At 51.7% G+C, this 15106-nt stretch carries 12 protein-coding genes; 1 reads left to right on the top strand and 11 read right to left on the bottom strand.

The window, feature by feature from the left end:
• Window positions 1–141 precede the first annotated feature (141 nt).
• From CUZ56_RS04460 to CUZ56_RS04440, 5 genes are all read right to left on the bottom strand, one after another.
• Window positions 142–1275: a high-affinity branched-chain amino acid ABC transporter substrate-binding protein gene (locus tag CUZ56_RS04460; RefSeq protein ID WP_126978692.1), complete on the bottom strand. Its 1134-nt coding sequence runs from the start codon at window positions 1273–1275 to the stop codon at window positions 142–144.
• 587 nt (window positions 1276–1862) lie between these two features.
• Entirely contained in the window at window positions 1863–2984 is a 1122-nt protein-coding gene (locus CUZ56_RS04455; RefSeq protein WP_126978690.1) for a branched-chain amino acid ABC transporter substrate-binding protein, read from the bottom strand.
• Window positions 2985–3116: 132 nt separating this feature from the next.
• A complete protein-coding gene (locus CUZ56_RS04450; RefSeq protein WP_126978688.1) occupies window positions 3117–4370 on the bottom strand; it encodes a M50 family metallopeptidase in 1254 nt (417 codons plus the stop codon).
• Window positions 4371–4393: 23 nt separating this feature from the next.
• Window positions 4394–5467, bottom strand: coding sequence for a M50 family metallopeptidase (locus CUZ56_RS04445; RefSeq protein WP_162615254.1), 1074 nt, complete (start codon window positions 5465–5467; stop codon window positions 4394–4396).
• 331 nt (window positions 5468–5798) lie between these two features.
• The gene (locus CUZ56_RS04440; RefSeq protein WP_338056646.1) at window positions 5799–6725 is read right to left on the bottom strand and encodes a LysR family transcriptional regulator; all 927 of its coding nucleotides are present in this window, start codon (window positions 6723–6725) and stop codon (window positions 5799–5801) included.
• Window positions 6726–6855: 130 nt separating this feature from the next.
• Here CUZ56_RS04440 and CUZ56_RS04435 point away from each other — a divergent pair, with 130 nt between their 5' ends.
• Window positions 6856–7470, top strand: coding sequence for an FMN-dependent NADH-azoreductase (locus CUZ56_RS04435; RefSeq protein ID WP_126978684.1), 615 nt, complete (start codon window positions 6856–6858; stop codon window positions 7468–7470).
• A gap of 84 nt (window positions 7471–7554) precedes the next feature.
• Here CUZ56_RS04435 and CUZ56_RS04430 read toward each other — a convergent pair whose 3' ends face one another.
• The 6 genes from CUZ56_RS04430 to CUZ56_RS04405 all read right to left on the bottom strand — a co-directional run bounded on the left by CUZ56_RS04430 (window position 7555) and on the right by CUZ56_RS04405 (window position 14929).
• Window positions 7555–8070 carry a GspH/FimT family protein gene (locus tag CUZ56_RS04430; RefSeq protein ID WP_162615253.1) on the bottom strand — a complete coding sequence of 172 codons (516 nt, stop codon included), beginning with the start codon at window positions 8068–8070 and terminating at the stop codon, window positions 7555–7557.
• 71 nt (window positions 8071–8141) lie between these two features.
• Window positions 8142–8594, bottom strand: a complete 453-nt coding sequence (locus CUZ56_RS04425) for a type IV pilin protein (RefSeq protein WP_126978682.1) — start codon at window positions 8592–8594, stop codon at window positions 8142–8144.
• Window positions 8595–8647: 53 nt separating this feature from the next.
• Entirely contained in the window at window positions 8648–9205 is a 558-nt protein-coding gene (locus CUZ56_RS04420) for a pilus assembly PilX family protein (protein WP_275427137.1), read from the bottom strand.
• A gap of 84 nt (window positions 9206–9289) precedes the next feature.
• Window positions 9290–10339 carry a PilW family protein gene (locus CUZ56_RS04415; protein WP_162615252.1) on the bottom strand — a complete coding sequence of 350 codons (1050 nt, stop codon included), beginning with the start codon at window positions 10337–10339 and terminating at the stop codon, window positions 9290–9292.
• A 27-nt stretch (window positions 10340–10366) separates the two neighbouring features.
• On the bottom strand, window positions 10367–10984 hold the full coding sequence (gene pilV, locus CUZ56_RS04410) for a type IV pilus modification protein PilV (RefSeq protein ID WP_162615251.1): 618 nt from the start codon (window positions 10982–10984) through the stop codon (window positions 10367–10369).
• 93 nt (window positions 10985–11077) lie between these two features.
• On the bottom strand, window positions 11078–14929 hold the full coding sequence (locus tag CUZ56_RS04405; protein WP_126978674.1) for a pilus assembly protein: 3852 nt from the start codon (window positions 14927–14929) through the stop codon (window positions 11078–11080).
• Between the last annotated feature and the right edge of the window lie 177 nt (window positions 14930–15106).

The raw sequence follows: 15106 nt of genomic DNA, 5'->3' as shown, positions 1-15106 counted from the left end.
TGAAACGCCCCAACAATCAAACAAAGACGAATCCATCTTCTGCTATCTGATGAACAAAAACCTATTTTTCTCCTATTGACACCGTGTATGCAGGCACTGAACCCAGAAAAGGGTTCCGTGCCGCATACAAACTTTTTATGCTTATTTCACAGGTGTTTTTGGCCCATTGGCATGCCAGCGGAACACAGCAAAATCAAAGTCCTTGACATCGCCTTGTTCATCCCATGCAGTGCCTTTGCCAATCACGGTATCAATCGCATGTGTATGCAGATATTTGGCAATCACTTCTGGATCGGTTGAGCCTGTTTGCTTGATGGCTTCGGCCAGCGCCTGCACTGCGGCATAAGCCGTCAATGTAAACGCACCATCAGCCTCGCGTCCTTTGGCTCTGAAAGCCTCCACAATTTTGGCGTTCGCCGGATCTGACGAAAAATCTGCCGGGAATGTCAGCAGCATACCTTCCGACGACGGCCCGGCAATGGCGCTAAGCTCAGAGTTTGCAACCCCTTCCGGCCCCATGAACTGCACTTTCAGGCCCTGCTCGGCAGCCTGGCGCAGCAACAGCCCCATTTCCGGGTGATAGCCGCCAAAGTAAACAAAATCTGCACCGGAGGTCTTCACACGGGTGATCATGGCCGAATAATCGCTGTCTCCGGGGTTGATGCCCTCAAAGAAAGCCACATTCACGCCCGCCTTTTTCAACGCTTCATAAACTGAAGTAGCAATACCCTGCCCGTAAGACTGTTTGTCATGCAGCACAACCACCAGGTTGGGCTTGACCTGCTCTGCAATAAACTTGGCTGCCAAAGGGCCCTGCTGGTCATCACGGCCAATGGTGCGGAAAATGTATTCATACCCTTTGCCCTCTGTCACCAGCGGCGAAGTAGCCCCCGGTGTGATCAGGACAACACCTTCATTCTCGTAAATGTCGGTCGAAGCAATTGCTGCGCCAGAACAGGCAATGCCAACGGCAAATTTAATCCCGTCGTTAACCACCTTATTGGCGGCAATCGGCCCCTGTTTAGGTTCACAGGCATCGTCCACTGGCACCATTTCAAAAGTATGCCCGTTAACCCCTCCGGCCGCGTTAATCGCCTCAATGGCCGTCAATGCCCCGGCTTTGATCTGGTCACCATATTGCGTGACCGGCCCGGTCATGGGCCCAACAGCAGCAATCTTAATCACATCGGCCTGTGCGCTAGCCGCGGACAGCGCAAAACCGCAGGCCAGCGCCAAAGCAGTCAAAACGGATTGGGGGCGGAACACATATTTCATGAAAAATTCTCCTGAAAAAATGAAACACAATCTGTCCACAAAAGAAGCCTGCCGCAACATTCCGCACTGAAACAGTGCATAAGCGCCACTTTACATGCCCCTTTTTGAGATCTTCCGACAAATGTTCTATCGCTATGACAAACCCGCAAGAATCATGCCGCCCAGCAAAACGTATACAACATTGTCTAACACTTCATCGCGTACTTGCATCAATCTCATGTGCCTGGCCATCGAGTCGCACACGGTTAGGTTCTGGCCTGACGTCTATCCTGATACCCAGTAAAAATGAAACCCTGGCTTTTCCAGACCCGCTTCAATATGCCATCCGGTTGTATCGGGAGCATGTTTGAGGCAAGCTGGTCAAGGCCTGTACACCACAAGCATATCCATTTTTTAATTTTTACCTGATACCGTTTACCCTACCCATCGGGCTATGCGCGTACCTTGCAAAAGTTACACAATAATTTCTTTTTCACCTCTCCTGCCATAGGTAGTTACCCTATATCCCTTGTAAAACCCCATAAAAAAACGCTGCACCATACTAAGGCGCAGCGTTTTCAAATCAGACTCAACAAATTACGTCATGCTCATTTGGCAGGCGATCGTGAACCATCCTGGTGCCATGAATACACCTGGAAGTTGAACTCATTCAAATCCCCCTGAGCATTCCACGACGTTTTACCAATGGTGGTATTCAATGTCGCTCCATGCAGGTACTGAGCTACTTTCACCGGATCAGTTGACCCCGCACCCTTAATACCTTCTGCAATCGTTTGCACTGCCGCATAAGCTGTCAGTTGGAAAGCGCCACTGGCATTACGCCCCTTGCTTTCAAAGGCCTGCACAATCTTGCCGTTTTCAGGGTCGCTGGAAAAATCTGCCGGCAACGTCACCAGCATCCCTTCAACCGCTTTACCTGCAATCGCGTTAATCTCCGGGTTGCCCGCGCCTTCTGGACCCATGAAGCGCGCTTTAATGCCCTGCTCGGCTGCCTGACGCATCAACAACCCCATCTCAGGATGGTAGCCGCCGAAATAAACAAAATCAGCCCCTGAACTCTTGATACGGGTAATCGTTGCCGAATAATCACTGTCTCCGGCATTGATCCCTTCAAAAAACACCACATTCACGCCAGCGCTTTGCAGGTTATCGCGCACGGACGTCGCAATACCCTGTCCGTAAGACTGTTTGTCATGCAACACCACAACACGCTGCGGCTTGACATGCTCAATGATGAATTTCGCCGCCGCAGGCCCCTGCTGATCATCACGCCCGATGGTACGGAAAATGGTTTCCAGGTTCTTGCCATCTGTCACCCCCGGCGCTGTAGCCGAAGGCGTGACCATGACCACACCTTCGTTGTTATAAATATCGACTGCGGAAATCGTAGCGCCTGAGCACACATGTCCGACAACAAACCCGATACCCTCATTCACCACACGGTTGGCTGCGGTCGGGCCCTGTTTGGGCTCACAGGCATCGTCAATGTAAACAATCTCCAGTTGCTGGCCATTCACACCGCCATTGGCATTGATCATTTCCACTGCGGTCTGCACCCCTTCTTTGACCATATCGCCATATTGCGTCACCGGGCCGGTGATCGGGCCGACAAATGCAATTTTGATATTGTCAGCGTGAGCTGCAACAGAAAAAGCAAAGCCGCAGGCAACAGCCATGGCGGTCAATAATGAAGTAGGACGAAATTTCATGAATGCCTTCTCCTTAAAAGATAAAAATAAAGAATTTTGTGGTTAGAATGGAATGGAGCCAATCTATCATATCCATTGCAAATCTGCATATGGCAGACCAAATCCAGACTTGATACCGGGTACGTCTGCTTCTTAAACGGCTTGTTTAAATCCCCCGCTCATATCCTTCTCAAGTGCATCAATGCGCTGAACAACAGATATCAGATATGCCTGCAGTTGCATCACATCGCTCTTAGCCATGCAATCCTGCAACGCTCCATACGCCTTCACACACGCTTGTTTAGCCTGCCCGATATTTCCGGCCGCAAGCGCCAGCTCCGCATCCAGCCAGTGAATATATGCCTGTGCAGAACCATCAAACACCTGCACCTGGTCCTGTGACCAATGGCTGCGCCAGGCTTTGCATAAGGCAACATCCTTACACATCACCAACGCATAAATTGCCATCATCAGCGCGGTCTGAGACTGCAATGTTGCATCCAGTTCCGGCGTATCATAATGTTGCGCAAACCAGTATGCACACTGCTGTGCCTGCACATCATCCCTGCAGGCAATGGCATGCGTCAGGCGAAAAATCTGAATCAGATGCGCCACCGTGACATGCTCGGCCGCCTGGAACTGCGCTTCCGTTGGCACCAGGTCTTGCGGCCAGTTCCGGGTGGATACGCCTTCAAACTCCAACGCGGTCAACTGTGTGATTTGCTGCCCCAAGGATGATAGCGGTGCAAAGCAGGCATCAAGAACCGCCTGTCCATCCGTCCTCCAGGCACCGACATGAAATGGCAGCAGATTCATGACACCAATAATCAATGATTGAACCATCACTGTGTAAAGCACCATGCGCCACAAACCATCTGCCCCCGATGACAACAAACCCCAGCAGACCAGCGCCAGAACAAAATTAGCCAGCGGACCGCCCAGCGAATACATCACATCCTCCGCCTTGGAAGGCTGCCGCCCGACTTTAGGCAACATAAACGCAAGGCCACCAATCTCCTGGATACGCTTATACCAGCGCAAACGCCACCCCCAGGGGGTACGCTTAAACCACAAAGGCCCAACGGCAATGATATAAACACGCCGCCCCCCCATGCTGCCTGCAATGCAATGCCCGGCTTCATGCAAAACCACATTGAACCAGAAACACACCAGCAGCAATACGCCAAAACCAAATACACCCAGCAATGTAGGCACCGAGTTTCTGGCTCCCTCTGCACCCTCCATGAACAAAGCAACCACCAGCGTCGTGACAGCCAGAACCACACCCCAGATGACATAAAACAGCCATTCATTTCCACCGGTTGCAGATGTGTCCTGCGCCCCGGTTTTGCGTTTTGGCGGCGGATACAGCATTGGCTCTGAGCCCAGGGGCGTATTTTCATTCATCAGTGGTATATACGGTATGCATTTTAAGAACCCGTGTGGCATATTTCCTGATGGCCACCGCGCATTCGCAATTGAAGAGATGATAAGCTTTCCTCCAGCATCTGCTGGTCAACCCGGCTCATCACTGTAGACATGGCAGCTTGTGCCTGCTGTATATATTTCCGTGCTTTTAAAGCATCCCCGTTCAGCCATGCAAGCTCGGCATCCAGCCAATGACATACCGCGCCGGTATCAGTCAAGCCCCCGTCACACCAGGGGCGCCACGCCGCCAGCAGATCTTTGTCGCCACACATCTGTGCTGCATAACTTGCAATCAAAACCGCAACCAGTTGCCGCAAACCGTCAGGAATCTGGTCAAAATGCTTTGCCAGCCACTCTACACAAGGCCGTGCCATTTTTTCATCATCACAATCCAATGCGTAAATCAGCCGCGCATTCTGTGCGCTGATCCGGGTAAAAAAAGGAAGCGCTCCATCACCAGCCACTTGTTCTTGCGGTATCAACTCCGGCGGCCACTGCCGCGCTCTTATACCTGTCAGCGCCAACCCCGACAAATACTGGATGTTTTGCATCAGAATATCTTCTTTATGCCTGAACACATCTATGATTTGCAGACCATCTGTACGCCAGTTCTGTATTTTGAGCGGCATCAAATTCAGCACACCAACAAACAGCGCCATTGCACCAAACGTATACAAAAACACATTGACTATCAGATGCAGTGACAGTGCATAGGCCGCCACCAACGCCAGCGCTGCACAGGCCAGGTTCATGACCGGCCCGCCTAAAAAAATAATCACATGATCGCGCTTAGGAGAAGCTCTCGTATGCGTCACATCTGGCACCATCATCGCCAACCCGCTGATACCGGCAATAGGTGTTGCCCTCCTCAGCCGAAACCCCTGCACAGACCGTTCAAAACGCCACCGCCCCACGCTTAAGACCAACAAACGCATCCCGCAGAACAGCCCAGCAAGCATGTGTCCCACTTCGTGCAAAATGATATTGATTGGTATGCTGATAGTTAAAAAAATCAGAGCCAGCCCCAAGTAAAAAATCCAGTCCCCCCACACCTTATCCAGACTACGGGGTTCCATAAATGCAATCGTCAATACCGCAACCATCAGAAACCACCCTGCCGCTCCCAGCCAATGCCTTCGCTTTGGCTGACTTTTTTTCTGCTTTTGCAATATTTCCATCGGTGGATATAAACCGCCATTTTTTTCAGTGCTTGGCACTGGAGCCGCAGTTAAAGTCGCTTCTGTTTGCTGCATGGAATAGCCTGATGCATACACATTTTTTTGTCCGAACTCATCATACCTGAAAATATCCCGAAAACCAGCGTCTTCGGCTTTTTATCTGGTGCCATCGACATCCGTAAAATTCAGACTTCCCCGCACTGACAAACACGGTCTTTTTGATAGTCAATTAAAGCATGGCGCCAAACCAGTGTTCATTGTGCTCACGCTCCGTCCCCAGATAATCCAGAAAAGAACGCACTGCCGTTGACATTCCCCGCCGTGATGCAAACACCGCATGGACATACCCGCGCGGCATAGCCCAGCCGGGCAGCACTTTAAGCAACCGGCCGGCATGTATATCTTCCCAGCACAGCTCAACGGGAAGCAGCGTGATACCCACACCCTGCAAAACCGCCAGCCTCAGCGTCTGCAGGTCATCAGCCACATAACGCGGCCGGTGTGTGAACTCGTGTACACGCCCATCCTCTGCCTGCAATACCCAGGTGGTTTGCCCGTCCAGGGCAGACATGGCGATCGTTTCCAGCTCGTCAAGATCTTCCGGTCTGGTTAAAAACCCGGCAGGCGGCAACAGCTCACGTGCAGCCACCAGTTCCTGTCTTGAATATCCCAGCCGTTTAATCACCAGCGAACCGCTTTCATCCAGACTGCTGCGAACCCGCAAGGCCACATCAATGCCCTCTTCCACCGGGTTGACCACGCGGTTAGTCACCTGCATTTCAACCCGTACCAGCGGATTTTTACGCAAAAATCCAGGCATTAACGCCCCCAGCCATGTATGCGCCACCGTAACAGGGCACGTAATCCGCACCGTTCCGCGTGGCTCCTGTAACAAACCAGCCACAACGTCTTCGGCAGCTTCGGCCTCCTGCCGCATAACCTGGCAATGCTGCAAAAAAGCAGTACCCGCCTGGGTTAATGACAAAGTGCGGGTGGTCCTGTGCAGCAACCGCACACCCAGACGGCTCTCCAACGCGGCCACCCTTCTGGAAACCTTGGATTTAGGCACTTCCAGCTTTATCGCCGCTGCGGTAAAGCTGCCAGACTGCGCCACCTCGGTGAATATTTGAATGTCGTTCCAATCCTGCATAATCATCTATTGTTCTATACATGCAACAATATATCGCAAAAATGCCCTCTTATCAAAATACTGATGCATGTTCATAATACGAACCAAGGGAAACAACGTGCTTCTCCTTATTTTTTAGAAAAAGGTATTTCACAAAATGAACATTTTGCAAGTCGACTCCAGCCCGTTGGGAGAAAAATCCGCATCACGCCAGCTTACCGCTGCACTGGTCACACACATCAAGGCCAAACACCCGCAGGCACAAGTGAAGCACCTGGACCTGATCAAACAGCCGATTAAGCCGCTGGACATGGATTCCCTCGGTTTCCGCCTGGGACTTGACCACGCAGACCTGACAGAACCGCAACGCACTGAAAACAAACTGACGCTGCAACTGATTGACGAGCTGCAAGCCGCCGACACCATCGCCATTGGCGCACCCATGTATAACTTTTCCATACCGGCCCAGCTTAAAAACTGGATTGACCGTCTGGCCCAGGCCGGCAAAACATTCAAATACACAGAAAAAGGCCCGATCGGCCTGGTAACCGGCAAAAAAGTCTATGTACTTTCTGCCCGGGGCGGGTTTTATTCAACATCCGAAGCCGCACAGGCGATGGACCATCAGGAAAGCTATCTGAAAGTCGTACTGGGCTTCATGGGCATGACCGATATCACGTTTATCCGCGCCGAAGGTCTCGGCATGGGGCCAGATGCCTGGAAAAAAGCCATGGACAACGCCAAAGCAGCCATTGCTGCCCTGAGCGTATAACCTTCGTATATCTTCCTTGGGAAGCCATCTGACCAGATGGCTTTTTTTATTGGCCACCTGCTTCATCACTTGCTTCACCCGCCATCAGGAGCACGACGGAATCGAAGCATTGGAAGGAAGCCCTGAAGTCACCGGATCACAAATGAACAGACGGTTCATGCGCACCGATACATTGCGCGTTCTGGCACCATTTGACAGACGGGCCACAGCCGTAATTTCAGTAATCATCCCGGAAGGATTGATCTGAACGGAATTGCCGCCCGTCACCGTCAGCGTGTCGGCAAACTTCTCTTCCGTTTGAAGGACCTCATCAGTGCCTGCATCGTAACTCCCATTGCGGTTCTTATCGGCAAATACCCGCCACCCCTGCGCCCAGGAGCCTCCCACAGGCTGCACAACAACAAACGACTGCATGCGAATTGCCTGGCTGCGCGCCCAACCAATTGAAGAGTCCAGCCTGACAAGTGCAGACTCCAGTTGATAGTTTCTTTTAAAGTCGTTAAATCCGGGAACTGCCCAGGTCATCAATATGACCAAAAGCATGAGCACTACCAGCAGCTCGATCAGCGTGAACCCTTTTGCAGCATATCTATCTTTCATACCAACTTTCATGTTTTGCTATCTACAGGCTACAAGACTACAGACAGTAGCAGTCGCACCTTCATGGCCGCTCATGGCCAGCAAACCGATAGGGCAGCACCGGAGCACGATTTGCTTCCCGCGCTATCCAATGTCAACTCCGTAATGACAGGATCGGATTTAGACGCTGAGGGCTTGCCAAAAACAACAACACATTCACGCAGGCTTTTTCCGGCACATTCACGCGCGCCCAGCAGATAAGCCGAACTCTCCTTGTTGGAGCCGGAATATGTTGTAAAACCGCTGGCTGCCGCGCCCGCAGAAAACGCCTTATATTGTCCCGTCTGGTTGATATATTGCTCCTGCTCCATCTGCAATGCCGCCAGCGCCGCCCGCCCTTCTGTCCGCCAGCCCTTAACGATTGAATCCCTGTAGCTTGGGTAGGCAAACACAGCAATGATCCCGACAATTGCAACCACCACCATCAACTCAAGCAAAGTAAACCCGCGCTGCTTTGCATAAAGAAATTTGCTGCGTAAAAACATATGGTTCATTTCCCTTGTCGATTTATTTGCATGACTTCTTCAATCATCCGCAGTCAGTTTGCTTTTCGATAATCCGCCTGTATGACGGCATAAACGGATTCACTCGGGCCAAACCCCATTGCCGTAATCCGATAAATGGGCGGGCGCGGAATATAGTGCCCGCTTACCGGGTTGGCATACAGGCCAACAGTATCTTCCCGCCGTTCAATGATGTAACGGGGTGGCTTGACTGGTTTCAGCCCGGTTGCGCCGCTTGCAAAACTGCGGCCGGTAAATGCGCCATAAGGAACCACCTTGTCGCTATTTGCAAAGTCCACGGCATAAATTTCCGGTGTCTTCTGCGGATCTTCTTCGTATAAACAAAGCCCCTTGGTATTGCCGCTGTTGCCGCAGTTCGCCGGAAACTGTGCTTCGTTTCCAGCAAAAAACATATCTTTCCGGCTGCCCGACTCAATATCCATGATGGCATCGGTAAGTGCTGCTTGCGCCGACTCATACGCCACACGGTAGTCCCGCTGATAACGCGTCGACTGACTTGAAAGCATTGCAACCTTGGCTGCCGCTACCCCTAACAGCGACATCAACATCAGCACAATCAACACCACAACAATCGTTACACCATGTTGCGCTTTTAAAGAAAGAACACTTTTTTTCTGACTGATTATTTTTCATAAGATTCCCACACCAGACGGGACTCAGCCCTGATGCGCCTCATCAGATGACTGCTCATTGCGAGGTATCATCATGTTGCTGACATTGACCGTAAAGTTCACCACTCTGAACACCCGGCCATCTTTGAAATTCACCGTCACCTTGGAGCCCTGATCGGCACTGGTATAAAACCCTTCCCCCAAAGGATAGTAATCTACCGTCTCATTTCGGGCCGGTCCGGCGTTCACCTTGCTTTGCAGCAGAAGCCCAACGCGAATACGCTTGACCCTATACCAGTCATCCGCTTCCATATCACTTGCCGACTTCCACTGGTTAGGCGCACCCTGTGCCCCTGTGGTCCTGTCCCACACACCGTACAGCACCTCAAACGCAAGCACGCCATCCATGACAGGCGTTGCAACGGCTTCGGTATTCCCGGCAGCGCGGGCCCAGCTTTTACAATACAACACATCATTCGTTACAAAAAACGTATAGATCGGCTTATGCATTTCAAACCGGTCAGCGGCCGAATAAGTGTCATAAGGATTGGTCGTCAATGGCTTGCCAGTACATAAATCAGCCATGGCGGTCAGCCCTTTTTTCTCTTCATCGGTTTCGGGAACCGCTTGAAACCTGATTGCCAGCAAATCATTGCCCGCCGCATTGCCACTGGTTGCCAGCCCGCCACCGCCGCCGCCAGCATAAAAACCACTGATATCACTGGACGATACTTCAGCAGCAGCCGTTGCCATTTGGGTTGCATCCCGCCCATAGACATCGGGCTCGGGGCGTTCATTAAAAGCGGAATAATAAGTTTCACGCGTGAATGTCTCTGTCCCCGAAGGCTGATAGCCTGCCTGTGCGGCCGAACGCTGCAGCACGGAAGTTACCAGCATCGCTGCATCATTGAGCTGCGCCGTTGCACTGGTACTGCGAAGCCCCTGCCCAACGCCCATGAGCGACAACAGCGCCACAGCAATCACCAGCAAAGACAGTGCCATCGCCACCATCAGCTCTACCAGCGTCAACCCCGTCTGCCAGGCAAAACGCAAAGCGTGGCTTCTCTGAATGAAGCGGCTTTGTTTTTTCATCATTAAATTCATCTTTATCACCACCCATATTTACGGTGTTGCAGCAATGCCGCTGACACACGCTGCCGTTGCATTGGCATCCAACGGGTTACAGACCCCCACTGGAATCACTACGCCCGGTACTTTCTGATCCAAAGCGGAGTTGCCCCGCCGCAAAGACCAGCCGATTTTGATATAAGGTGTAGCACCGGACCCGCTGCATTCCCACCGCGGCACACCTGCGCTGTCATAAGGGTTGGCGTCAAAACAGACCACGACCTTTGCCGCAGGCAATGTTTCATAGGCGCGTGCGTACCATTGTTTGATGTCTGCCACCGCAATAGCCGACGCACTGCCCTGAGACGCCAGCCCCGAGCCTGAGCTGACCGCATCTGGCGTCGTATTGTTTTTGTTGATCAGATACGGATTGCTGCTGCTGTTCATGCTGGCAACCGTCGGGTTACCCCTCATCATGGCCGACAGATCCGAAGCCAGTTGCAGCGCTGTGCTCTGGTATTTGGCATCAATGCTGGATTTCACGGCAGCCACCTGCAATCCAAGTACGGCAATCGCGCCTATTCCCAAAATCACAATCGCAACCAGAATTTCTACCAGCGTGAATCCAGCACGCTGCGTCTTCCGCTTTAAACTCCATTGTTCTTTTTGCATATACAAACCTTTTGGCCGCTTATCGCTTATAAGTCTCAACATTGCCCGCCAGCATGTCATGCCGGCTCCATCAGAAAACCGGCATGCCCCTTTTTAAAAACTGCTTTTAAGCTGGTCGTAATTATTCAGTTCGCGCCAGTCCAGAATGCCAGTGATAGACCCGGGAATCGGCAGCTCGCCGCCAAACACAGGATCTTTTGTTCCCCCGCTGCCGGCAACGCCACCGGTTCCGCCTACGACAGTTCCGGTTCCAGGGTCTACCCACACCCGATACCCGCCTTCAACAATGAAGGCCCCGCCCAGCATCTGGTCCGGCACGTTTTCATACTCACCACTTCCGTTGCGTAAATTCATGGTGTAGCGGTTGCTGCTGCCCACATCACATCCGCCCAAAGACGGTATGACCGAATTGGCCACCAGAATGCCGTCTTTGAGTGCCATGTTGTAGACAATGCGCTCTCCCCGGCTCTCCGAGTCCGGAAGATTCAGATACCAGCCGGCACGCATTGTTGGGTTACTCTGAATTTCCGATGGCGAGCCCCAAACAAAGGAGGGTACCGCGAACTGTTGGTCCGCCCCAATCGTTGCCTGTGCCAGCATCTCAAGGTCGACCATCTCCCCGGTATCTATAATCGTATAAATCGCCTGTTCTTTGTAAGGCGGGTTGTTATCAGCCACTTCCAGGTACTTACCAGTTCCAAACGAAATATACGTTCTGGCATTGTCCGAACTGACCATCGGCGGCATGGAAATTGACTGCCCTCGCGGCGCCATAAACAACAACTGCGCACTGTCAGCAGACCATAAGCTTTGATTTGTCCCCAGCGGAACCTTCCATAACGTTCCCGACAAATCCCCGGCATAAATCGCTTCCAGCGTATTGTTGCGATTCACAGCCACACTCAGGTTAATAATGCCCAGCGCCTGGTTAGCAACACCAGGCAATACCACTTTATAGTAGTTGCTGTTTAAACGCCACGGCTGCCCTGCTGGCTTGGACAAATCCAGAATAAACAGCGTATTTATTCCTAACGTCACACTGGCGTTGCCTTCTACCTCAGCGTTCACGCCTCCGGGCACAATGGCATACCATTTGTACTCAATAGGCATCGTGGGCGCAGACTGGGTTGCAATCCGCACAATGCGCGGGCTTCCCATCACGTTGCCAAGTTCGGGATCATCTTCATCCGTAAATTCCCATATCAGATTGTCAGCACCAAATTTGGTCGGGTCTGTCACATCCAGCGCGTACACGCCTTGTCCGCCAGCGCCGGCGCCGCCCACAAGAACCGTTTTCCATTCGTCACCCACTTTAGCCTCGTCAACAACGGGGGTGGCATCCACATAGCTGTGGTGTTTGTAGTCAGGCAACGTCAGCAGATACAAATCAGGCACCACAAAACTTGGAATATAGGCAAACAATTCTTCACCCGACTCCGCACTGAAAGCATGCAACATCCCGTCATTCGCACCGGCATAAACTACCCCCGTGCGGTCTCTCAAAGCATTTTGGAATGTAGCGTAATCGGCATCGTATTTCAGATTGAAAGGTGCTCCTTTATACACAACCCCGGAATTGATGATGTCTCCCAGCACCCCACTGCGTAACCGCATTTTGCTTTCATTGGAGCGGTCTCCCCGCAGATAATCGGTACGCTGCTGGCCCACTGTTGCTGAAGCACCGCTGGAAATCGCCGTTCTTTGCGAAGACGAAAGACGGTCCCAGGTAAATGCCACCGCCTTATACTCACCAGCCAGCCGCTGCCCGACAAAAATCTGGCGCTCCGACCATAGCTTTTCATTCAAAGGCTGGGCCACCCCCCAGTTTTCGTGCCTGACCAATGTCACCTTGTCATCGGCATCAACCTTCACGTCATTCAGTGTGATATCCCCGCTCCAGTTAGAACCGTTAAAACTGGCCTGGTATGTCTGATCGCCATCAGCAACATACCCGGTATAGTTGTTGCTAAATGCCATGCCGGCAATACTGTAATTGCTTGATACGATGGAAGCAAAGATGGTATCAAATGCAGAAATCACCGCTTCGGGCTCAGAAGCCAGAAAGTAGGTCTTCGGAAAAAGCGCTGCCGCCGGCTCGCGCAGCCACAACGTATTGGCATAATGAACACCATCGGATGTAAAAGGATTGCCGCCATAACTGACATCTGAGTCAAACCCACCGTACTTGGCGCCATAAACAAACTGGTTGGTACGCCGCTGCGTTGCAGTCGCTGATGCATTGCCTTCGTTAACATCAATAAAATAGCTGCGCGCGCGCATCCCCGGCCGTCTCGGGTCTCCAGAACCCGACGCATTATTGCGATTTGTCCATTGCGCCCCGCGGATATCGTGCGTATTGGCCCAATAGCCCATACCGGCTAAATAGAAACGGGTTTTACCCCCCGAGCCTGTCCAGGCTGTTTCCAGATTAATGGAATACGGACTTGGATTTCCCCTGGTGGACCGGTTCTCGCCCGCACCATCCTGGTAGGTCATTGCACTGTTATTCTCAAACCCGCTGGCAATACGTGTCCAGTAGACAAAATCAGGCTCATTCGCCGCCGGATTTGCAGCCCGGTTTGCAGATGCACCACCCGTATTTCCGGGAATCTGGTTGTCATAGTGGGTATTTTTATCGCCAATAAACAGGATATGGTTCCTGTAGCAGGAATAATCTCCGGTGGCGCCTAAATTAGAAACCGGCGGATGCGGGTCGGTCCATTCCTTGTATGCCGGAAAACCATCATAAGCACTCGTTGATCTTAATGGTTCCAGTGCTTTTGCGGTCGGCTTCAAGCCCTGCAGATAGCGCAGCGCTTCATAATACAGCTCATTGCCATGGTCATATGTTTTATAGACTCCGTACTGGCCCGTGCGTCCAAACTGGTTCAGGTAATTGATGACTCCGCTGATGCCAAACTGCGTATCTTTTTCCGGATTTTTATAAAAGACCCCGGTTTGCGGATCCCACTCTTTGCGCGGGTTGTCGCCAACATTTTCATAGTCTGCATTGAATGTCACGGGCCCCACGTATTTCATGGGCGCCCGCAATACTCCCGAGTACTCTGACTGCACATTGTGAATCGGGTATCCAAATGCCGCCACACGCAATGCATCGTTATAGCGCTGCAGTTTTCCGGTTGGTTTGAAATAGCCGGACGGATATTTTTCACACAAGGGGTAATCTTCCCCGCCTACGGTCCGAACATCGAACAAACTGCCATCTGCAGCCTTGGTACAGACTTCGACACGGGTAAAAAAGTAAACCTTTAATGAAAGACTTCGGCCCAGTTGGTTATTATCTTTATTATCGCTACAGGATCCACCAGTGGCTGAACGGAAATATATCCGGTCAGAGCAGTTGTAGATATAAACCGTACCGTTGTGCAACGTGTTATTTGGCAACCGCCTTAATTCATCAGGCACCGCTTGCAGTGCCTGGGCAGGGGTCAATGTTTTGACAGGAAAATTACTGTTGGAACCATACCATCCCTGTTGCAGCACAGCACGCTGCAATACGGTTTTTGATTCCGTATCCAGAATCCGGTCTCCGCCTGTCAGGCTGTAGCGCAGCACATCAATGGCTGAGCCCGTTGCCCAGTTTAAAAAGTTGCCGCTGAACCCGCGCCCCCCGCATTTATGTGAGCTGGCGGTTTTATCAGGGATGAAATACCCCTGGGTACGGTCATAGTTGTAACACAGGTTCTGGTTGAAATAGCCAATGTATTCCGCACCCTCATCATACGTGGCGCTCAGATATTGGGCCCCTACGGTAGGAAACTCAACTGACAGCGCCAGTGTCAGCGTGGGTTTGGCATTGCGTGCCGTTCCGAATAAGGGCTCCGAAGACAGCTCCAGCCACGATGGGGTTTCAGCATATATCACAGGAGCCAGCAACCCCAGAACCAAGGCTGCCAATAAATATTTTCTGATCATTTTCATCATTCAACTTCAATCAATGGTTTAATGATTTCGACGCACAGGAACACCTCACAGCCAATTGCCGTGATACAAAACTAACGCCCGTTGATGATGTGGCCCGAAATTTATTATGAGATCAGAATGTGCTGAGGGCTGCGTCAACTCTTATTTATGATGGCACCCTGCATATTGGCTGAAGCT

This window comes from Saezia sanguinis, from assembly GCF_003991585.1.
GTDB lineage: Bacteria > Pseudomonadota > Gammaproteobacteria > Burkholderiales > Burkholderiaceae_C > Saezia > Saezia sanguinis.
This window is presented reverse-complemented; position numbering and strand designations above follow the sequence as displayed.